Genomic DNA, 20,167 nt, shown 5'->3' on the forward strand with positions numbered 1-20,167 from the left:
GCTCCGCGCGCCTGCCCGTGCTGCGGGGGTCGGGTTCATGCGAGAAGGCCCGGCCGGGCGGCCGGGCCTTCTCGGGTGGACGGTCAGTCTTCCTTGGGGATCTCTCCGGCGGGAACGGCCGGGACGGAGCCGTTGTGGCCGTTGGCGGCGGGCGGGCCGTTCAGGTTCGACAGGAGCTGGCGGGCGACGCCGAGGCCGGTGCCGCCGAGCGTCAGCGCCTTGGCCAGCATGTCCTCGATGCCCTCGGCGCCGTTGAGCACGACCATGTTGTCGACGTTGCCGAACACGCCCGCGCCGGCCTCGACGATCTGCGGCCACTGCTCGGCGAGCTGCTGCGCGATGACGGCGTCGGTGTTCTCGGCCAGCGCGACCGCGCGGGCCTTGATCGCCTCGGCCTCGGCGAGGCCCTTCTGCCGGATCGCGTCCGCGTCGGCCTCACCGAGGATCCGGGTGGCCTCGGCCTGCCGCTGCGCCTTCAGCTGGATCTCGGTCGCCGCGGCCTGCGCCTGCGCGATGCGCTCGTCGCGCTCGGCCTCGGCCAGCTTCACCTGCTCGTACGCGCGGGCGTCCGCGGGCCTGCGGATCTCGCTCTCCAGCCGCTTCTCGGTGCGCTCGGCCTCCAGCTCGGCGTTGCGGGTCTCCTTGAGGATGACCTCCTGCCGGGCCAGCTGCGCGGCCTGCTGAACCTGGCCCTCGTACTCGGCCTTCTTCATCTCGGTGTCCCGGATGACGGCCGCGTTCTGCCGCTCGGTCTCCTGCTCGCGCTCGGTGGCCTCCTGGTTGCGCTCGGCCTCGGCGATGCGGGCCGAGGCGGCGACCTTGGCGGCGTGCGGGCGGCCCAGGTTGGCGATGTAGTCGGTCTCGTCGTCGATCTCCTGGATCTGCAGGGAGTCGACGACCAGGCCCAGCTTGCTCATCTCGTCGGCGGCGGAGCTGCGCGTCTCGGACGTGAGGCGCTCCCGGTTGAGGATCAGGTCCTCGACGGTGAGGTTGCCGATGATCGAGCGCAGGTGGCCGGTGAACAGCTCGTGGATCGCGCCGTCCATGGACGCCTGCTGCTCAAGGAAGCGCCGCGCCGCGTTGGCGATCGACACCAGGTCGTCGCCGACCTTGTAGATGACCACGCCGCGCACCTTGACCGGGATGCCCTGCTGGGTCACGCAGTTCACTTCGAGGTTGGCGGCGCGGCTGTCGAGCCGCAGCCGCCGGGAGACCTGGAAGCCGGGCAGGACGGACGTCCCCTTGCCCGTCACGATCTTGAATCCGAGGCTGTCCACGCCGTCGACCGCCTTGGACTTGGCGCCCAGACCGGAAATGATCAGAGCCTCGTTCGGCTCGGCGACGCGCCAGACCATCTTGAACAAGATGATCAATACGATGACGGCGACGACCACACCGATCGCCACGGCGAGAACGGGCATGCGGCCTCCTCTTCAGATGTCGGCGCGGCCGGCTCACATCCCCGTCCGCGTTTTCCCTCAGACGCGCGGGGGACGCGTCCGGTTCTCCCAGCCTGTGGCCTCTTTGTGCCACCTTGTCACCGGGACGACGCCGCTGGGGGCAGGCGCTACTGGGGCAGGGCGGGCGCGACGTACACGGTGCGGGGCGGGTGGTGCTCGACCACCACGATGATCGTCCCGACGCCGATCTCGTCCTGCGGGTTCACGGGGTGGGCGTAGAACGCCTCGACACCGCCGCGGATGGGGATCATGACCTCGCCGACGAGCCCCGGCCCGATCCGGCCGGTCACCCGGCCCTCCTTACCGATCAAGGACACCCCCGCTGGGTACGACACGCCCGGGACGCACGTCCCGTGTAAGCCGAACCGTATCCGCTGGACGAGACGGTCCGCGAGCCGCGCGACTCACGGCAGGACGCGTTCCGCCTGGGCGTGCGCCTCGCGGGCGAGGCGCTCGGCGTCCGCGCGGGTGACGGTCGGGCCGAACACGGACACGGTCGCGAGGTAGTGGCGGCCCCGGAACACGACGTACCAGGTGCGGGTCTTCGCGTTTCCGCTGGTCGTGGTGACGCCGACGGTACGGGAGCCCTCGCCGATGTCGCCCTTCGGCACCTCGGCGACGCGGTGCTCGGCCAGGTTCGACCCGATCTTGGTGCGGAAGCCCAGGCAGCCGGACGGGACGCGCGCGTTGACCTGCTTCTCGCCGTCGGCGGCGGACATGCCCATCAGCGTCTCGGTCGCGGTCTGCCCGGCGTTGCCGGTGAACGAGACGAGCGCCGCCGGGACGTCCCCCGCCACGGTGCCGCCGGGACTGCCCGTCCCGCAGCGCGGCTTGTCCAGCGTCGCCTCGCGCTGGAGCCTGGCGGCGTTCTGGATGGCCTTCAGCGAGCCGTACTCCCCGGAGTCGGGCTCCCCCGCGCGGCGGTAGCCGGTCGCCTCGGTGAGCAGCGCCTGCGCGAGCTGGTCGGACGTGAACCCGATGCCCGCGACCTCCGCCCGCGCGGTGCCGCCCACCTCCCGGGCACGCTCGCCGCCGCCCCCGCACGCGGTCGCGGCGGCGGCGGTCACCAACAGGACGATCGGGAGGAACCTGTACGCCATGGCCGCGACATTACGACCCGAACCCGCCGCCCGCCCCCGCCGACACGCCCGGCACGGCGCCGCCGGAGCAGCGGGCGGCGCTAGCTCTTCTCGGCGCGATCGTTGTACTCGGCGGCGTAGTCCTGGCCGGACATCTTCTGGATGGTCTCGACGATCTCGTCGGTGATGGCGCGGCGGGCCTTGGCCGGGGGGAGGTCGTCGTAGTGGGAGAAGTCCATGGGCGGGCCGATGCGCACGGTGGGGCGGGGGCCGAAGACGCGGGGGAAGGCCGCGCCGATCGGCTGGATCTTCTCGGTGCCCTCCAGGGCGACCGGCAGGACGCGGGCGCCGGATTCGAGGACGAGCCAGCCCACGCCCGTCCGGCCGCGGTAGAGGCGTCCGTCCGGGGAGCGGGTGCCCTCCGGGTAGATCGCGAACGCGCCGCTGTTGTCGAGGACCTCGGCGGCCTGCTCCAGGGCGCCCATCGCGGCGCGGCGGGCGCCGCGGCGGACCGGGACGTGCCCGAGGTTGGTGAGGAACCAGCGGACGAAGCGGTTCTTCAGCCCGCCGCCCTCGAAGTAGTCGGCCTTGGCGATGTAGGTGACGGGGCGCGGGACGGCGAGCGGGATGATGAAGCTGTCGATGAACGACAGGTGGTTGCTCGCCACGATCAGCGGCCCGTAGCTCGGCACGTTCTCACCGCCGACGACGCGCGGCCGAAAAAGCAGCCAGAGGATCGGACGCACCACCCGCGTCATGAACGTGTAGAACATCCAGCCTCCCGAATTTCGCCACCGCCACTGTAACCTCTGCGCCGATCCGCCCCCGAGTCAGCGTCCGTCTTTCGCGCGTGGCGGCGGGTAAGAAATGGCCTAAGCCCAGGTCAAGCCTAGCTCAACCAGCATTGCACGCCATTTCTTACTCTCTAGTAAGTTTCTCTTGAGTAAGTTATTGCCCCGTTTCCCGGATGACCCCGGACGCATCCGGACGCCCTGGACGGCGCGTCGGGTAGAGTCGGCACGTGGGATCCGGCCGGGCGACCGGTACGGCGTTACGGTCCGGGAGGCGGGCCGGCGGCCCGGTCCCTATTCCCGGTGAGAGCTTGGAATGCGGGCACGGGTGCGCGATCCTGAGGAGTCACCTGTGATGGCCGGGGACCACCGGAGTGGGGCGTGAGGTGACCATGGACTTCGACATCAGCCTGATGCGCGACGACCGCTGCACCGTCGTCCGCGTCCACGGCGACATCGACGTGGTGTCCCGGGCGCGTTTCGAGGAGACCCTGTTCGAGGTCGTCGACTCGGACGAATCGATGGTCGTCGACATGCGCGAGGTGACGTTCTGCGACTCGACGGGCCTGAACGCGCTCGTCGCCGCCAACCGCCGCGCCATCGGCCGCGGCTCCCACATCGCGCTGGTGGCGCTGCCGCCGCGCGTCCAGCGGGTCTTCCGCATCACCGGCATCGACAAGTTCATCCCGATCTACGACACGCTGCGCGAGGCGGTCGTCGCGTTCCCGTCCACCACCACGCCCTGACGCTCAGGTACAGCCCTCGAACTGGGGGACGCTCGTCGTCAGCTTCAGCCCGGACTCGCCGAACCACTTGGTGAGCAGGCGCTGCGCGGTGCCGTCCTGGTACATCGCGGTGATGGCCCGGTTGACCTCCTCGCAGCCCTTCAGGTCGCCCTTCTTGAGGCCGACGCCGTACTTCTCGTCGGTGAACGGCGCGTTGATCATGCGGCCGGGGCGGCCGGTGGCGAACCCGGCGAGGATCAGGTCGTCGGTCGAGACGGCGTCGAGCTTCCCGTCGGCCAGCGCCTCCATGCAGGCCCCGTAGGTGTTGACGGTGACCGGCTTGGCCGCGACCTTGCGCTCCTCGATGACGCGGCGCCAGGAGTTGGAGCCGGACACCTCGCAGATCCGCTTGTCCTTCAGGTCGCGCACGTCCTTGATCGAACCGGCGCCGGCGCGGACGAAGGTGTCCTGGTGGGCCACGTAGTAGGGCCCGCCGAAGGTGACCGCCGTCTTGCGCTTCGCGGTGATCGAGTACGTCGCGACGATCAGGTCGACGGTGCCCTTGGCGAGCGCCTCCTCGCGCACGGACGAGTTCGTCGTCTTCCACGTGATGCGGCTCTTCGGAACGCCCATCCGGCCCGCGATGTAGGTGGCGACGTCGACGTCGAAGCCCTCGTACGTCCCGTCCGGGCGCTTGACGCCGAGGGCCGGCTGGTCCTCCTTGACGCCGATGACGAGGGAGTCCTTGCCGGCCATCGACTCCTCCTCGGCGCCGCCGAGGCCGCAGCCCGCCAGCGTCACCGCCGCGGTCAGGACGGCGGCGGTCGCTCGGATGGCGGTGGCGCGCATGGCTTGCTCTCCTCCGGTCAGCGGAACTCGGCCAGCCGGGGACGGACCCCCGCCAGGATCAGCAGGGCGATGACGGCGGCGCCGGCGGGCGGGACGGCGTTCCAGCCGCGCAGCCCGCCGTCGGCGTCCTTGATCGCCTCGTCGAAGGCGTCCTGGTGGACGGCCGTCAGCGCGCTCAGCGAGGCGTCGAACGCGCCGAAGTCGCGGATGGCGCCGGACGTCCGCCCCATCCGCAGGTCGATCGCCCCGGCGCGGTTCCCGGCCGACGCGAGCCGCCGCATCTGCGCGTCGTTGCGCTGGACGGCCCGGTACGCCCGGAGGGTGCGCGCGAGAGCGTCCGCTTCGCGGCCCCGGTCCGCGGTGCGCGCCTCGTCCCCGAGAAAGCCGAGGAACGGGACGGCGCCCTGGCCGGGCTTGTACGCGGCGACCTTCTGCTCCAGTCCCGCGTAGTAGTTCTCCAGGTTCACCGGCTTGTTGCCGAGGTCGGGGTAGATGACCGCAAGCGACTTGTCGAGGTAGGTCTGCTCGTAGGTGTCGGCACGCCCGGGGTCGAGGAGGTAGCGGCTCTCGTCGGCGAACGCGCTGTGGCTGATGGCGCGCGCGCGGGACAACTGGAGGATCGAGTCGAATCCGTCCACTTTGGCCTTCTTGATGTGACCCGCGTGCGCCGTCAGCAGGCCCGCGCCAACGGTGGTGAGGACGATCGCGGCGAGCGTCGCCAGCACCAGCGCCGGGTTCAGCGCGCGGCGGAACGTCCTCGCCAGGTACAGCTGCGTCGCGATCAGGAGCAGCAGGACGATCAGGCCGGTGGCGGCGACCCAGGTGCGTCCCGCCAGCACCGCCGACCGTTTCGTCTCGTACGACTGCCGGACGTGCGCGCCGCTGTCGAGCGTGATGTTGTACGCCTTGGGCAGCAGTTGCAGCTTCATCAGGTCGGTCGCCTGCCGGTAGGCGTCGATGCCCTGGCCCGGCAGCTCGCCCGGCGCGTGGGCCGACTGGGCGTCGATCTGCATCGCCTGGCCGACGAGGCGCTCGTACTTGCCGAGGCCGTCCAGCACCTCCTGGACGGTCCGTTTCAGGGCCGGATCGCGTCCTGCGAGCTGCGCGGCCTGCACCGCCGCCGCGTCCGCCTCCGCGCGGCGCCTCTCGTACACCCGGAGGGACTCGTCGTAGCCGACGCCGAGGTCGTGCTCACGTCCGATGAGCAGGATGTTGGACACCTGGGCGTCCATGTCGCTGAGCGCGAAGTACAGCGTGCCGGTCGCGACGACCTGGGGGCCCGCGTCGTGCCCGATCGTCTCTACCGAATCGCGCGCGTTCCCGAGCGCCAGCGTGAGGACGGCCAGCAGCGCGACGATCGCCGCCAGGCACAGCACGACGTGCATGCGCACCCGGCCCGGGATCGTCTTCAGCCACCGGCCGCGGAAGAACGTCCTGAGACGTCCTCCGCCTGCGCGCTGGACCACCGGCGGCTCCGGATCGGGCAGCGGGCTCGGCGGCGGGCCGGGGGGTGTCCGGGGAGCGGGCACCGCCGGCTGCGCGGGACTCATCGTCATGGCGTGCCCTCCTGCAGGGACAGCGTGATGGTCGTCCAGGCGCCCACGTGGATGCGGTCGCCGTCGCCCACCGGCAGCGGCACGTTCACCGGGATCGGCTCGGCGCCGCCGTTCACCGTCGTGCCGTTCGCCGAACCGGGGTCGACGAGGTTCCAGGCGCCGTCCGGCTGGGCCAGCAGGACGGCGTGCAGATGCGACACACCGGGGTCCACGGGCGGCACGCCGAGGTCGATCTCCGGCTCGATCCCGCGGGACCTGCTGCGCCGCCCGATCCGGACCTGCCCGCCGACCAGCGGGACGCGGCGCTCCGGGCAGTACGGCGGGAACGCGAGGCCGGCGGCGTCCGGTCCCATCTCGGCGAGGACGGTGTCGAAGTAGGCGCGGTCGGCCGCGACCAGTGCCGACGGACCCGGCTGCGCGGACGGCGAACTGCCCGTGCGCGGCTGCGGCACCACCGGGTCCGCGCGCGCCGCGCGGTCGATCGCCAGCTCGACCGTGTAGAGGGTGCCGGTGTCGAAGTCGTATCCGTCGGCCTCGCAGAAACGGCCCGAGCGCGGCGTCCCGCAGTGCGGGCACACGGCCGGGCCCGGGGCCGGGCTCTCGGGCGCCGCCGGGGGCGCCGGGGGCGGGCCGCCGATGCGGTCGCCGCACACGTCGCAGTAGTCGGCGTCCTCGGACGTGTGTCCGCTCGGGCAGATGGGCATGGGCCTCAGCCTCCGGCCCTGTCGGCGCCGCCCGGCGCGCCGGCGTCGTCGCCCTGCCGGGTCCGGACGGTCCGGACGGAACGGGTGTCGAGCGACATCTCATCCGCCTTCGACACGTCCCGTTTCAGCCGCACCGTGCCGGCGGCCTCGTCCACCACGTCCACGACCCGGTCGAGCAGGCCGGAGATCTGCTCGTTGCCGACCTCCCGCGCGAGGACGACCGCGCGCCCGAGCCGGGCGGTCGCGGTGTCCTCGTCGCCCTCCCGCCGCGCCTCCAGGCCCTCCTGGATCGCCTCGGCCAGCTCCGACTGCCCGGTGTGGTGCGCCACCCGCCCGTTGATCCTGGTCGAGCGGACCTCGTCGTCCGTCCACTCGGCGAGGACGTTGCCGGACGCGAGGACCTGGTCGCCCGCGAGGAGCTTCACCCACGCGGCCCGCATCTGCCGTCCCACGTCGCCTGGGGGCACCTCGACGCACACGTGGTACTCGCGGGACTCGGCCCCCCACGCGCCGAGCGGGTAGTCGCCCGTCTGCGTGCCCGAATCGACCCGCCTGCCGGTCAGGTCCTCCACGGCCGGGACCATCTGCTTGACGAAACGGAGCCGCGCCTGCTGCGGCGTCCACACGCGCATCGTCACGTCCGCGACCTCCTTGCTCATCGCGGCGCGCGTCATCGCCAGGAAGTCGGCCTCCAGGTCGGCGGGGTCGGGGACGTCCAGGAACCCGCCCAGCAGCACCGACGTGATCTTCCGCAGCTCGGCGACGTCCCAGTCGGTGCCGACGCCGCGCGCGTCGCAGAGGAAGCGGCCCGCGCACGCCCGCAGCGCCGCGTCCAGCTCCTCGGCCGACTCGTGCTGGTTCTTGCCGTCGGTCAGCAGGATCGCGTGCTTGAGCGCGTCGTCGTGCTCGGCGAACAGCCGTCCGGCGAGCCGCAGCCACGACCCGATCGCCGTCCCGCCGGCCGCCTCCAGCCGCCCGATCGCGCTCACCGCGCCGCGCCGGGACGCCGCGTCCGCCGCGACGAGCCGCTCCCCCTGCGGGTAGATCATCCGGGGCCGGTTGGCGCCCGCGACCACCGCGAAGTGCACGCCGTCCCGCAGCACGTTCACCGCCGCCCGCGCGGCCCGCTTCGCCGCGGCCATCTTCCCCCGGTACGACATGGAGCCCGACGTGTCGATGAGGATGATCTCCGCGGCGGGGGCGCCCCCGCCGCCCGACGAGCGCGCCGCCACGGTCACGATGGCGTGCATCTCCCGGCCGCCCGCCGGAAGGCAGGCGTTCTGGTCGACGCGGACGGTGAACTCCGGCGTCCCGCTCATCTGCCCCGCTCCCCACCCGGCGGCGCGCACGGAAGCACCGCCACCGTCACGTTGTCGCGGCCGCCCGCGTCCAGCGCCGCCCGCAGCAGCCGCCGCGCCGCGCCCATCGGACCGTCCGGTCCCGTCGCCGCCGCCGCGAGGTCCGCCGCCTCCGGCAGGTCGTTCCACAGCCCGTCGCTGCAGAGCACGACCACCCCGGGGCCCGTCGGACGGAACGCCGCCACATGCGGCTCGACCGGCCCCGCGTCCGCGCCGAGCCACGCCGTGATCGCGTGCGCCCGCCGGTCGGCCCGCGCGTCCGCGGCGGTCATCGCGCCCTGCTCGATCATGGACTCGGCCCACGAGTCGTCGCGCGTCAGCAGGCACGACCCCGTCTCGCCCAGCCAGTAGGCCCGGCTGTCGCCGACCCACCCGACCGTGAGGCCCGCCGGATCCGCGATGGCCGACACGAACGTGCACGCGGGCGACGCGTCCGGCTCGGCGGCGAGCCCGGCCACGACCTCGGCGGCCCGCTCCACCGCCGCGCGCGTCGCCGCGCGCGGGTCCATGCCGACGGAGACGCGGCCCGTCAGCACCGCCACGGCCGCGTCCGCCGCCCGCAGCGACGCCTCCGCCGACCCCGGCGCCGTCGCGACCCCGTCGCACACCACCGCGCAGGCTCCGCGCGGCAGCGCCGCGATGGCGAACGCGTCCTCGTTCCGCCGCCGCCGCAGCCCGACATCGCTCACCGCCGCCCCGGCCGCCCCGAGATCGGTTTCGACATGCTCCCGCCCGCCGGGCTCCGGGACGCCGGAGTCCGGGACGGCGGGTTGCCGCGCGCTGGGGTCCCGCGCGTCGGGCTGTCGCAGTCCGCAACGCTCGCAGAAACCGTCCGCCCCGACGGCCGGCCCTCCGCAGTCGGCGCACCCCGTCCGCCACGCCGCGTCCGGCCCGGACGGCGCCGCCTGCCGCGCGCCCTGCGCGGACGGCGCACTCCGGACGGGTCGCTCGGCCTGCGCGGGAATCGCCTGGTGGGCGGGCGCCGGGTCGGGGGTGCCGCAGTTCTCGCAGAAGCGGTCGTGCACGTGGGCCGGGTCGCCGCAGGTGCGGCACGCCGGGGCGTGGGAGCGCTGGCCGGTGTTCGTGGGCTGGTCGGTGTCCATGGTCAGAAGAGCGTCCTCGGGCGGACGGCGTTGGCGCGTTTCACCATGGTGTGGCGGTGTCCGGGGGTGTCGGCGAGTTTGGCCAAGACGCGGTAGGTCTTCTCCAGCTTCGCGCGGAGGGCCGGTTCGTCCAGTTCGGTGCCGAGGATCTGCTGCCGGAACCCGGCCGGGATCGGGGTGCGGCCGGCGCGGAGCCAGGCGAGCGCCGCCTCCAGGACCTCGGCGGCGAACGCGGCGGCGCGTTCGGTGTCGAGCCGCAGGGACGCGAGCCGGCGGCCCGCCCCGATGAGCGCGGCGGCGTTCAGCTCGTCCGGTCCGCGGCCCCGGACGGCCGCGGCGACGGCGGCGAGCTGCGCGGCGAGGTAGTGGCTGGAGACGCGGGGGACCGAGTCCAGGACGCGTTCGGCGCCGCCCCGGTCGCCCGCGGCGAGGCAGGCGCGGGCCAGTCCGAACGCAGCGCTGACGTGGGTGGGGTCGGTGCGCCACACCGTCTCGTAGTAGTGGCTGGCGTTGCCCATGTCGCCCAGGGTCTCGTAGCAGAACGCGAGCGCCAGCTTGGGCGCCTGCTCCCCCGGCGCCAGGTCGTACAGGTCGTTGAAGACGGCGACGGCCTCCTGGCCGCGTCCGCCCGCGAGGGCGCGGACGCCCCGGTACCAGTCGACGCGCCAGTCGTCCGGGGCCTCGGCCGCGATCTCGTCGAGGAGCCGGGCCGCGCCGTCCAGGTCGCCCAGCTCGATGCGGACGCGCAGCAGGGCGAGCCGCACCTCGCGGGACGCGACCGGCGCGGAGCCGAGCGCCACCGCCAGGTCGGCCGGGTCGCGGGCGGTGAGCCCGGCGAGGAACGCGGCCGCCGGGTCGAACGCGGACACCAGCGGGACGGGCAGCGCCGCCGCGGCGGCCGGCGGCTCCAGCGGCGCCAGGACGGTCGCGGTCTCCAGGGTGGCGACGACGTCGGTGCCGGCCGTGTGCTGCTCGGGCCCGAACAGCGGCGACGGGGCGGGCCGGGGCCGTCCGTCCTCGGCGGACAGGACCTCGCGCAGCACGCCGGTCAGCTGCTCGGCCATCTCGGCGGCGCTCTGGAACCGGCGGGCCGGGTCGGGGTGCGTGGCGCGCCGCAGCAGCCGGTGGTACGACTCGTGCCGCTGGAACGCCGGGACCTCGTCGCGGGGCGGCAGGCTGCGCAGATGCCGTCCGGTGTAGCCGCGGAACGGGAAGCTGAGCACGGCGAGCGTCCGTCCCACCGTGTAGAGGTCGGACGTGACCGACGGGCCCTGCGAGCCGATCTCGGGGGACTGGTAGCCGGGCGTCCCGAAGATCGGGCTCTCCACGTCGAAGGCGCGGCGCACCCCGCCGAGGTCGATCAGCTTGAGCTGCTCCTCGGACTGGATCGCGTTGTCCGGCTTGAAGTCGCAGTACAGCAGCCCGACGCCGTGCAGGTAGCCGAGGGCGCTCAGCACCTCCAGCCCGTACGCGATCACCTGGCCGAGGGGCAGCGACGCCTCGTCGCCGTGCCGGGCGCGGACGCTGAGCAGGATGTCCTTGAGGGAGCGCCCGCCGACGTACTCCATGACGATGTAGCCGGAGCCGCCGTGCTGGACGAAGTTGTAGATCTTGACGATGTTGGGGTGCTCGACCTCGGCGAGGAACGCGCGCTCGGCGGTCGCGGCGGCGAGGGAGTCGGCGTCCCCCGTGTCGAGCAGGCCCTTCAGGACGACCCAGCGCTCGCTCACGTTGTGGTCGCGGGCCAGGTACACCCAGCCGAGGCCGCCGTGCGCGAGGCAGCCGAGCACCTCGTACTGGCCGCCGACCAGCTCGCCCGCGCGCAGCTTCGGCGTGAACGAGAACGGGTGCCCGCAGCTCCGGCAGAACCCCTCGGTGCGGCCCGGGCGCCCGCCCCGGCTCCGCCCCACCTTCTCGTCGCACTTGCTGCAGAAGCGCCGCTTCTCCGGCACCTCCGGGTTCTCCATGATCGCCGAGGCGGGGTCGCGGGCCGGCACGGGCGGGACCTCGACGAGCCCGGCGCCGAGCATCCCGCGCCTGGTCGAGCCGCTGGACCCGGTGCCCCGGGTGCCGCCGCGCGACGCCGTCCGGCCGGACCCGACCGTCCCGCGGGCGCTGCCCGCCGAACTCCCGGACGTGCCGCCGCCGGGCACGTCCCGTCCGGTCGCGGGCGAGCCCGGTTCCCGGCTCGTCGGGGGCGCGAAGGGCGTCTGCGTGGTGACCGCCGCGACCGGGACCCGCGCGGGCGCCGCCTGCGTGTACCCGGCCCTCGCGGACCCGGCGGAGACCGCCGGGGCGGAAGCCGAGTCGGGAGCGGGAGCCGGGGCGGGAACACGGCCGTGGCCGGGAGCAGGCGCATGGCCGGGCGCGGGGACAGAGCCAGGGCCGGGAGCGGATGCAGGGCCTGGGCCGGACGCTGGGCCAGGGCCGGGAGCGGGAACGGGCGCGGGGACAGAGCCAGGGCCGGGAGCGGATGCAGGGCCTGGGCCGGACGCGGGGACAGGGCCGGGAGCCGGGTCAGGCGCGGGGACAGGGCCGGGGGCGCGAGCGGGGGCAGGGCCGGCGACGGGGGCCGGGTCAGGGGCGGGGGCCATGCCGCAGATGTCGCAGAAGCCGTCCGCGTCGATCTCGCCTGCGCAGCCGGGCTGGGTGCATCGGTTCATCGCCGCGTCCCCGTCTCGCTCTCGCTCGCCCTGATCGCCCGCTGGAACTCCGCCAGGACCGCGGTCGCCCGGCGCAGGTCGCACGGGGCCGTCCACAGCACCTCGCGGGCCTCGCCGTACAGCTCGGTGAGCCGCGCGTCCTCGGCCAGGCCGAGGCGCGCCGCCTTGGCCCGGTACGCCTCCAGGCGCCCGCGCAGCTCGCCCCGCCTGTCCAGCAGGCCGGCACTGAGACGCAGATCGCCGCGCGCCCGTTCCAACGCCTCCTCTGCGGCCCGCTCCAGCTCGGCGAAGCGGCCCGCCATCTCGACCCAGCGGCCCGCCTCGCGGAGCCGTTCGAGGGCGGCGATCCGGTCGCGGAGCGGGGTCGCGAGGCCGGCCGACGGCGCCGGCAGGTTCGGTGAGTGGATCTTGGCGAGGGCGGTCGAGTACGCGTCGCGCGCCCGCCGCTCGGTGTCCTCGACCTCCTCGATCTCGGCGGTGATCCGGGCGAGCAGCACGTCGTACTCGTCGCGCATGCGGGCGACGCCGCCGAGCTCGTCGCCGAGCGTGGTGAGCGCGGCGCGGACGCGGTCGAGCCGGCCGGTGTCCGGCCGCCCGTTCCGGACGAGCGACAGCGGGTCGGTGCGGACGAGCCGGCCGAGCGCGGTCAGCTCCCGGCCGACGCGGTCGAGTTCGGGATGGCGGGTGCCGTCCAGCGAGTGCGCCAGCCGGGCCGTCGTCCGCCAGCCCTCCTCGGCGAGCTCCAGCGGCCGGAGCAGCGCGGTCCAGGCGGCGTCGGCGGCGGCGACCTCGCGCGCGACGAACTCGTAGGCGTCCGACATCATCGCGACGGCCTCGTCCAGGGTGATCCGCCGCTCCTGCGGGCCGAGCAGCGTGCGGTGCTCCAGCGGGACCTCGCCGTCGGGCAGCTCCACCGAGCATCCCGACAGCAGCCCGGACAGCTCCGTCAGCGTCGCCACGTCCGGACGCGGCGACCGGTCGCGCAGCTCGCACGCCTCCTCCAGGACGCGCTGGTACGCGTCGAAGAGCCGCCACAGCGTCGCCAGCCGGGACCGCGCGTCCTCCCAGCGCCGCAGCGTCTCGCCGGTGAGCCGGGCGCCCGCCAGCAGCCGCACCGCGGACTGGCGTTCGAGTTCGGCCAGCGATGAGGAGATGCGCTCGCGCTCGTCCCGGAGCCCGCGCAGGGCATGGTCGACGCCCTCACGGCTCATGGGCGCGGCGGCCCCGGCCCCGCTCTGGTCCAACGTCTGCCCCGCGATCGCTTCTCCGGTCCCCCTGAGCATGTCCTCGGCGGCGCCGGTCTGGGAGCACGGACCGGACCACTATCGGACGTACGCTCGCATACAAGTGTGATCCGTGACACTAACCCAGACAAGGTGCTTTCGCCCACGCCCGCCGCGCGCGAAACCCCGCGGGCCGCGCCGCGAACGGACGCCCGGACACGAGGCGGACAGCCGTCCGGCCCGTACCCTGTGCACCGGGAACGTCGTTGTCCTGAGTGACGTTACGACAGGTAGTCCGTCTACGAGAGGAGTGGTGAGTCCGCGGTGTCGGACCCCAGTCATAGACCCGGTGCGCCGTGCTGAGCGCGGCACTGGGAGTGCTCGCGGTGATCCTTCTCACCGCCGCCACCGGATACTTCGTGGCCCAGGAGTTCGCCTACGTCGCCGCCGACCGCGCGACGCTGGAGCAGGCAGCCGAACGCGGCGACACGTCCGCCCGGCGGGCCCTCAAGGTCATCGGCAGGTTGTCGTTCATGCTGTCGGGCGCGCAGCTCGGCATCACGATGACGACGCTGGTCGTCGGCTTCATCGCCAAACCCGCCCTCGCCGAGCTGATCCAGCCGCTCCTCGAGCTTCTCGGCGTCCCCCAGGGCGCCACGGGCGCGATCGCGCTGGCGACGGGCTTCGTCGTGGCGACCCTCATCCAGATGCTGCTGGGCGAGCTGTTCCCGAAGAACCTCGCCCTGGCGCGCGCGGAGTCGCTGGCGCGCGCGCTGGCCGCGTCCACCCTCGTGTACCTGACGGTCGCCGGGCCGCTGATCCGGCTGTTCGACCGCTCGGCGGAGCGCCTGCTCCGCGCCGTGGGCGTCGAGCCCGTCGAGGAACTGCACAGCGGCGCCACGCTTGAGGAACTCGGCGACATCATCGGCAAGTCGCACAGCGCCGGGCACCTGCCCGCCGACCTGTCCGGCCTGCTGGACCGCGCGCTGTCCTTCGGCGAGCTGACGGCGGACGAGGTCATGGTGCCGCGCCCGCAGGTCCGGACGCTGCCGTCGACCGCGACCGTCGCCGAGCTCGTCGCGCTGATCCGGGAGACCGGGCACAGCGCCTACCCCGTCTACGGGACGGAGGTCGACGACGTGGTCGGCGTCGCGGGCGTCCGCGAGGTCGCCGACGACACGCTCGACCCGTCCACGCCGATCGGCGGGATCGCGCGGCCGGCGCTGCTCGTCCCCGGCAGCCAGCCGCTGTACGGGGTCATCGAGCACATGCGCGACTCCCGGCAGGAGTTCGCCTGCGTCGTGGACGAGTACGGCGGCCTCGCCGGCATCCTCACCTTCGAGGACGTCGCCGAGGAGCTCGTCGGGGAGATCACCGACGAGACCGACGGCCTGGAGTACGCCCCGACGTCCCGGCCGGACGGCTCGTGGCTCGTCGACGCCGGCATGCGCATCGACGAGGTCGGCCGCCTCACCGGGCTCGACCTGCCGGAGGGCGACGCCTACGACACGCTCGGCGGGCTCGTCATGGCGGAGCTGCGGCGGCTGCCGTCCGCGGGCGACCGCCTCACCGTCGACCTCGGCGGCGACACCGGGGGCGGCTCCGGCTCCGGCGCCGTCGAGCTGGAGGTCGTGAGCGTGGCGCGCCGCGTCGCGGAGAAGGTCCTGATCAGGGCGGCGGCCGTGCCGGTGCCGCGCCCGACGGCGCCGGCACCGGCGCCGTCGTCGGTGGAGGTGTCATGAACCCGCTGCCGTCGCTGCTGATCACCGTGCTGCTGCTGATCGGGAACGGCTTCTTCGTCGCGTCCGAGTTCGCGCTGGTCGCGGCCAACCGGTCGCAGCTCGAACGCGCCGCCGCCACGGGCAGCCGGCCCGCCGTCGCCGCCCTCGCGGGCGTCCGCGAGCTGTCGCTGATGCTCGCCGGCGCGCAGTTCGGCATCACCATGTGCTCGCTGGGCCTCGCGATCGTCACCGAGCCCGCGTTCGAGCACTTCCTCGAACCGCCGCTGCACGCGCTCGGCGTCCCCGAGGCGGGCGTGAAGGCCATCGCGCTCGGGACCGCGCTCGCCGTCGTCACGTTCCTGCACATGGTCATCGGGGAGATGGCGCCGAAGTCGTGGGCGATCACGCATCCGGAGCGGTCGGCGCTGATCCTGGCGCTGCCGTTCCGCGCGTTCGCGAAGGTGTCCCGGCCGATCCTGTCGTCGCTGAACGCGACGACGAACGCGCTGCTGCGGCTCTTCCGCGTCACCCCGAAGGACGAGCTGGACAGCCACACCGACCCGGCGCGGCTCACCCACCTGGTCGGCGAGTCGCGCCGCGTCGGCCTCATCGGGCGGCACGACCACGAGCTGCTCCGCCGCGCGATCTCCGCGCGGGAGGCGACCGTCGGGCGGCTCGTCGTGCCCGCCACGTCCGTCACCACGATCGGCGCGGACGCGACCGCCGCGCAGATCCGCCGGACCGCGACCGCCAGCGGCCACAACCGGCTGCTCGTCCGGTCCGGGGACGGCGCGATGACCGGCATCGTGCACGTCCGGGCCGCGATCACCGAGCCGAACGGGGACCGCCGCGCGGACGAGCTGGCCCACCCCGCGCCCGTCCTCACGGCGGAGACGACCGTCCTGGACGCGGTCAGCCGCATGCGCCGGGGACGCGCCCAGCTCGCCGTGGTGAACGACGAGCGGGGCGAGTTCGCGGGCATCGTCACGCTGGACGACCTCCTGGCGGAGCTGCTGGCGACGAACCCGCACTGAGTCCGCACTGGCGAAACACCCGCACCGGCGCAGGCCGCGCACCTGCGATAACGCCGCAGTTGTCGAGGTGCTGCAACGGGATTCGTGGTTCACCCTGGACCTATGAACGGTCACGGGCATGACCACGGTCACGGGCACGAGCATGGCCGCGAGCACGGGCATGGCCATGAGCACGGGCGCCTCCGGGCGCGTCTGCGACACGTCCTGCGGCCGCACTCCCACGAGGCGGCCGACAAGGTGGACTCGGCGCTGGAGGCGAGCGCCCAGGGCATGCGCGCCCTGTGGATCTCGCTCGCCGGGCTGGGCGCGACCACCGTCCTCCAAGCGGTGGTGGTCGCGTTCACCGGTTCGGTGGCGCTGTTCGGCGACACCCTCCACAACGCCGCGGACGCGCTCACGGCCGTCCCGCTGGGCATCGCGTTCATCCTCGGCAGGCGTCCGCCCACCCGCCGGTACACCTACGGCTACGGACGTGCCGAGGACTTGGCGGGCATCGTCATCGTGGTGGCCATCGCCGCGTCGTGCGCCGTCGCCGGGTACGCGGCCGTCGAGCGCCTGTCCCATCCACAGCCTGTGGAACATCTGGCCGCCGTCGCCGGGGCGGCCCTCGTCGGCTTCCTGGGCAACGAACTGGTGGCCCGCTACCGGATCCGCATCGGCCGCCGCATCGGCTCGGCGGCTCTCGTCGCCGACGGCCTGCACGCCCGCACGGACGGATTCGCGTCCCTGGCCGTCCTCCTGGGCGCCGCAGGCATGGCTTTGGGCGCGCCCTGGGCAGACCCGGCAGTGGGCCTGCTCATCACGGCCGCGATCTCGGTCGTCCTCTGGCAGACGGCCCGCGAGGTGTGGCGCCGCCTCATGGACGCCGTGGACCCCGCCCTTGTCGACAGCGCCGAAGCGGCCCTCTCCGCGACTCCTGGAGTCCTCTCCGTGGGCGACGTCCGCCTCCGCTGGATCGGCCACAACCTCCGCGCCGAGTGCGACGTCACCGTCGATCCAGACTGCACCGTCGTCCGCGCCCACCAGGTGGCCGTGGACGCCGAGCACAGCCTCCTGCACGCGTTGCCGCGCCTGTCCGGCGCCCTCGTCCACCCCGACCCCGAGCCCCGCGACGGTGAAGATCATCACGCGGCCCTGGCCGGTCACCGCTGATCGTTGTCGTATGAGACGTTAGTCCTCGGCAGAAGGGGAAAAACGGCCCCGGACGGTCGATCTGGGACGGGATGACGTCGTGACGCAGCCGGCAGACACCAACGAGCCCGACGAGCAGCACCCGGGGGAGGCCCCGGCGGAGCCGGGCGAGCCCCCGGCGGACCTCGCGGAGGACGCGCGGGCCGGTCTGGAGACCGTTCCGATCGACGGCGGGGACCCCACACCGGCGCTGGGGACGGACGAGGTCGGCTGGGGCGGGCCCGAGCTGGTCGAGAGCGTCTACGCGCCGCTGAGCGAGTTCTATGAGCGGATCGACGCGCGGCTCAGAGAGGCGCCCGAGGACGTCCCGCCGGTCGGGTGGGCGCCGCACGCGGCGGCGCTGCGGGCGCTGCGGGACCAGCGCGTCGCGGGCGACTGGGAGGCGCTCGCCCGCTTCCTGGTCGCGCCGGGGTCGCCGGACGGGGAGTCCCCGCGGCTCGTCCACGTGGCGGAGGGCGGCGAAGCCGACGCCGTCCGGAAGGCGGTCAAGGAGCTCACGGCGTCCGACGAGCGCGCGCTTCTCCTCGCGCCCACGCCGGAGCAGGCCGCCGACCTGCTGCGGAGCATGGAGGACGACCCCGAGATCTTCTCGCTGCTGATCGAGACGCGTCCGGCGACGGCGGAGGCCAGGTCGGTGCGGACGCGGGCGATGCCACCGGTCCCGGAGGAGGACGCGGCGGAGGAGCCGCCCGGCGAGCACCGGGCATCCGCGCCGCCGGCCGAGGAGCAGGCGGCGCCGCCGCCTCCGGTGCGCGAGCCCGGTTCCAACGGAACGGTCGAGTTCAGGCCGGTGGGCGGCCAGCCCGCGGCAGACGAGAGCCCGTCCGCCATGACGCGCGCCGAGCCGCTTCCCGCCATGCCGCCGGACCCCGGAAGCGGCGAAAGCCCGTCCGCCGTCACCCGCGCCGAGCCGCTCCCCTCCCTACCGCAGGAACCCGGCCAGGGCGACGACCCGTCCGCCCTCACACGCGCGGAGCCGCTCCCCGCCGTCCCTCCGGAGGGTGCGGAGGGCTTCGCGGACGCGGAGACCGGAGAGACGGCGGAGCCGGTCGTCCCGGAGGAGGGGCCGTCCGCGCCGGAGACGCGGGTGCGGTCGGCGGCGTTGCGGCCGGTCGGCGAGGCGTGGCGGCAGGCGTGGGACACGGAGGTCCGGCTGCTGCGGCGCGGCCTGCTGTGGCTGGAGCAGTGGCCGCGGGACGCGGCGGCGCTCCAAGCCGTCCAGGCGGAGACCCTGCGGCGCGGCGAGGAGCTTGACGCGGAGCAGGCGGCGCTGCGCAACGCCATCGAGGAGGCCCGGACGACGGCGGCCGCGGCCGCGGAGGCCGCCACGGAGGCCGAGGCGGAGACGGAGCGGCTCGCCGCCGTCCAGGCGGAGGCCGAGGCGGAGCTGGTGGAGCCGCGCGCGGAGGCCGACCGGCTCCAGGCGGACGCCGACCAGGCGGCCGACGAGGCGACCGCCCAGACGCGGACGGCCGACGCGTCCTACGCGCGCTGTGCGCAGCTGGACGAGCGGGCCAAGACCGCGCAGTCCGAGTTGCAGGGGGCGCGGGAGGCGGAGGCGTCGCTGACCGACGAGCTGGCGCGCGCGCGTGAGGCGCTGCCCGCCGCGGCGGAGGAGGCGCACAGGTTGACGGCGGCGGACGCCGACGCGGCCGCCGAGGGGCACGCCGCCTACTACCGGCTGGTGTCGGCGGAGTCGGCGCTGTCGGGAGTCCGGCGGAAGATGACGTTGGGCCAGCGGCTCCACGTGGCGTCGCCGCCGTCCGAGCTGGGGGGCCTGCGCGCCGAGGTCAAGGCCCGCACCAGGGAGGCGGACGAGGCCGCCAAGCGCGCGCGGGAAGCCAAGGACGTGGCGGAGCACGCGGAACGCGTCCGCCGCGGGCTGGCGTCGTTCGTGTCCGAGGGCGGGGCGCGGCTCCAGCAGGCGCAGGAGGCCCAAGAGCGGCTCGGTACCGAGCTGACCTGGCTGGCGACGGAGCGGGAGAAGGCCGGCGGCGAGCACCGGGAGCACGCGCGGCTGGCGTCCGAGGCGGTGGAGCGGGCGACCGAGGCGGGCGTGCGGGCCCGCGCCGCGCACCAGGTCGCGCAGGAGATCGAGGACCGGATCACCGCCGCGCGGACGTCCCGCGAGCAGGCCCGCGCCGCGGCGGCGCGGGCACGGGCGGACGCCGAGACCGCGGCGATGAAGGCGGCGGAGACGTCGGCCCTGCTCGACCGGCGGACGGCGGAGGCGGCCGAGGAGATGTCGGTCCGCGAGGCCGATCTGGAGACGGCGGCGCAGACCGAGGCGCGGATGCGGGAGAACGTCGCGGAGATCTGCGGGGCCGATCCCGCCGCCGACCCGGACGCCGTCCCCGCGCACCAGCGGCGCGCGATGGCCCGGATCGAGCACCTCACCGGCTATCTGGAGGGAGGCCGGGCGGTGGAGAGCGACGTTCTGCTCCGCACCGCCGACGTCGTCGTCGGGACGCCGCTCGGGGCCGCCCTCACCGCCCCCGACCAGGAATTCGACGCGCTGATCGCCGCGGACGCGGGGGCGCTGACCGACGCCGAGTTCCTCATCGGGGCCGTCCGGACGCACCGCTGGGTGCTGATCGGCGCGCCCGGGTCCCGTCCGCCGGAGTACCGGGAGTACGCCGGCGGCCCGTCCGAGCGGCTGGTGCGCGGCCCCTTCGAGCGCGCGTCCGCCACCGCGGAGGACTAGCGGGGG

At 74.3% G+C, this 20,167-nt stretch carries 16 protein-coding genes; 5 read left to right on the forward strand and 11 right to left on the reverse strand.

Translation table 11 applies throughout. From position 1 onward, the window contains the following. Window positions 1-83: 83 nt before the first annotated feature. The 4 genes from ACA511_RS01010 to ACA511_RS01025 all read right to left on the reverse strand — a co-directional run bounded on the left by ACA511_RS01010 (window position 84) and on the right by ACA511_RS01025 (window position 3,312). Complete coding sequence (locus ACA511_RS01010; RefSeq protein ID WP_375022082.1) at window positions 84-1,421, reverse strand: flotillin family protein; 1,338 nt, start codon at window positions 1,419-1,421, stop codon at window positions 84-86. Between the two features lie 146 nt (window positions 1,422-1,567). Continuing rightward, window positions 1,568-1,750, reverse strand: a complete 183-nt coding sequence (locus ACA511_RS01015) for a hypothetical protein (protein ID WP_375022083.1) — start codon at window positions 1,748-1,750, stop codon at window positions 1,568-1,570. Between the two features lie 114 nt (window positions 1,751-1,864). Beyond that, on the reverse strand, window positions 1,865-2,560 hold the full coding sequence (locus ACA511_RS01020) for a hypothetical protein (RefSeq protein ID WP_375022084.1): 696 nt from the start codon (window positions 2,558-2,560) through the stop codon (window positions 1,865-1,867). Window positions 2,561-2,640: 80 nt separating this feature from the next. Beyond that, the gene (locus ACA511_RS01025) at window positions 2,641-3,312 is read right to left on the reverse strand and encodes a lysophospholipid acyltransferase family protein (protein WP_375022085.1); all 672 of its coding nucleotides are present in this window, start codon (window positions 3,310-3,312) and stop codon (window positions 2,641-2,643) included. A gap of 410 nt (window positions 3,313-3,722) precedes the next feature. Between ACA511_RS01025 and ACA511_RS01030 the strand changes: the two genes are divergently transcribed. Further along, a complete protein-coding gene (locus ACA511_RS01030) occupies window positions 3,723-4,076 on the forward strand; it encodes an STAS domain-containing protein (RefSeq protein ID WP_375022086.1) in 354 nt (117 codons plus the stop codon). 3 nt (window positions 4,077-4,079) lie between these two features. Here ACA511_RS01030 and ACA511_RS01035 read toward each other — a convergent pair whose 3' ends face one another. The 7 genes from ACA511_RS01035 to ACA511_RS01065 all read right to left on the reverse strand — a co-directional run bounded on the left by ACA511_RS01035 (window position 4,080) and on the right by ACA511_RS01065 (window position 13,571). Next, window positions 4,080-4,904 carry a glutamate ABC transporter substrate-binding protein gene (locus ACA511_RS01035; RefSeq protein WP_375022087.1) on the reverse strand — a complete coding sequence of 275 codons (825 nt, stop codon included), beginning with the start codon at window positions 4,902-4,904 and terminating at the stop codon, window positions 4,080-4,082. 17 nt (window positions 4,905-4,921) lie between these two features. After that, on the reverse strand, window positions 4,922-6,460 hold the full coding sequence (locus ACA511_RS01040; protein WP_375022088.1) for a hypothetical protein: 1,539 nt from the start codon (window positions 6,458-6,460) through the stop codon (window positions 4,922-4,924). Then, window positions 6,457-7,164, reverse strand: coding sequence for an FHA domain-containing protein (locus ACA511_RS01045; protein ID WP_375022089.1), 708 nt, complete (start codon window positions 7,162-7,164; stop codon window positions 6,457-6,459). The genes ACA511_RS01040 and ACA511_RS01045 overlap by 4 nt, the downstream gene beginning before the upstream one ends. A gap of 5 nt (window positions 7,165-7,169) precedes the next feature. Next, window positions 7,170-8,483: a VWA domain-containing protein gene (locus ACA511_RS01050; RefSeq protein ID WP_375022090.1), complete on the reverse strand. Its 1,314-nt coding sequence runs from the start codon at window positions 8,481-8,483 to the stop codon at window positions 7,170-7,172. Further along, window positions 8,480-9,625: a PP2C family protein-serine/threonine phosphatase gene (locus ACA511_RS01055; RefSeq protein ID WP_375022091.1), complete on the reverse strand. Its 1,146-nt coding sequence runs from the start codon at window positions 9,623-9,625 to the stop codon at window positions 8,480-8,482. Before ACA511_RS01055 ends, ACA511_RS01050 begins: the two co-directional genes overlap by 4 nt. Before the next feature lie 2 nt (window positions 9,626-9,627). Beyond that, complete coding sequence (locus ACA511_RS01060) at window positions 9,628-11,778, reverse strand: tetratricopeptide repeat protein (protein WP_375022092.1); 2,151 nt, start codon at window positions 11,776-11,778, stop codon at window positions 9,628-9,630. Window positions 11,779-12,284: 506 nt separating this feature from the next. Next, window positions 12,285-13,571 carry a hypothetical protein gene (locus ACA511_RS01065; protein WP_375022093.1) on the reverse strand — a complete coding sequence of 429 codons (1,287 nt, stop codon included), beginning with the start codon at window positions 13,569-13,571 and terminating at the stop codon, window positions 12,285-12,287. 326 nt (window positions 13,572-13,897) lie between these two features. Here ACA511_RS01065 and ACA511_RS01070 point away from each other — a divergent pair, with 326 nt between their 5' ends. From ACA511_RS01070 to ACA511_RS01085, 4 genes are all read left to right on the forward strand, one after another. After that, complete coding sequence (locus tag ACA511_RS01070; RefSeq protein WP_375022094.1) at window positions 13,898-15,253, forward strand: hemolysin family protein; 1,356 nt, start codon at window positions 13,898-13,900, stop codon at window positions 15,251-15,253. Then, window positions 15,250-16,266, forward strand: a complete 1,017-nt coding sequence (locus ACA511_RS01075) for a hemolysin family protein (RefSeq protein WP_375022095.1) — start codon at window positions 15,250-15,252, stop codon at window positions 16,264-16,266. Before ACA511_RS01070 ends, ACA511_RS01075 begins: the two co-directional genes overlap by 4 nt. 102 nt (window positions 16,267-16,368) lie before the next feature. Beyond that, window positions 16,369-17,418 carry a cation diffusion facilitator family transporter gene (locus ACA511_RS01080; RefSeq protein WP_375022096.1) on the forward strand — a complete coding sequence of 350 codons (1,050 nt, stop codon included), beginning with the start codon at window positions 16,369-16,371 and terminating at the stop codon, window positions 17,416-17,418. A 79-nt stretch (window positions 17,419-17,497) separates the two neighbouring features. After that, complete coding sequence (locus ACA511_RS01085) at window positions 17,498-20,161, forward strand: hypothetical protein (RefSeq protein WP_375022097.1); 2,664 nt, start codon at window positions 17,498-17,500, stop codon at window positions 20,159-20,161. The last annotated feature ends 6 nt before the right edge of the window (window positions 20,162-20,167 follow it).

The sequence above is a fragment of the Actinomadura sp. GTD37 genome, assembly GCF_041951365.1.
Classification (GTDB): domain Bacteria; phylum Actinomycetota; class Actinomycetes; order Streptosporangiales; family Streptosporangiaceae; genus Spirillospora.

Coding starts and splice junctions, on each gene's coding strand:
- ACA511_RS01045 (WP_375022089.1), bottom strand. CDS start 7,164: ATGCCCATCTGCCCGAGCGGACACACGTCCGAGGACGCCGACTACTGC.
- ACA511_RS01040 (WP_375022088.1), bottom strand. CDS start 6,460: ATGACGATGAGTCCCGCGCAGCCGGCGGTGCCCGCTCCCCGGACACCC.
- ACA511_RS01075 (WP_375022095.1), top strand. CDS start 15,250: ATGAACCCGCTGCCGTCGCTGCTGATCACCGTGCTGCTGCTGATCGGG.
- ACA511_RS01020 (WP_375022084.1), bottom strand. CDS start 2,560: ATGGCGTACAGGTTCCTCCCGATCGTCCTGTTGGTGACCGCCGCCGCC.
- ACA511_RS01050 (WP_375022090.1), bottom strand. CDS start 8,483: ATGAGCGGGACGCCGGAGTTCACCGTCCGCGTCGACCAGAACGCCTGC.
- ACA511_RS01065 (WP_375022093.1), bottom strand. CDS start 13,571: ATGCTCAGGGGGACCGGAGAAGCGATCGCGGGGCAGACGTTGGACCAG.
- ACA511_RS01030 (WP_375022086.1), top strand. CDS start 3,723: ATGGACTTCGACATCAGCCTGATGCGCGACGACCGCTGCACCGTCGTC.
- ACA511_RS01025 (WP_375022085.1), bottom strand. CDS start 3,312: ATGTTCTACACGTTCATGACGCGGGTGGTGCGTCCGATCCTCTGGCTG.
- ACA511_RS01010 (WP_375022082.1), bottom strand. CDS start 1,421: ATGCCCGTTCTCGCCGTGGCGATCGGTGTGGTCGTCGCCGTCATCGTA.
- ACA511_RS01080 (WP_375022096.1), top strand. CDS start 16,369: ATGAACGGTCACGGGCATGACCACGGTCACGGGCACGAGCATGGCCGC.
- ACA511_RS01055 (WP_375022091.1), bottom strand. CDS start 9,625: ATGGACACCGACCAGCCCACGAACACCGGCCAGCGCTCCCACGCCCCG.
- ACA511_RS01035 (WP_375022087.1), bottom strand. CDS start 4,904: ATGCGCGCCACCGCCATCCGAGCGACCGCCGCCGTCCTGACCGCGGCG.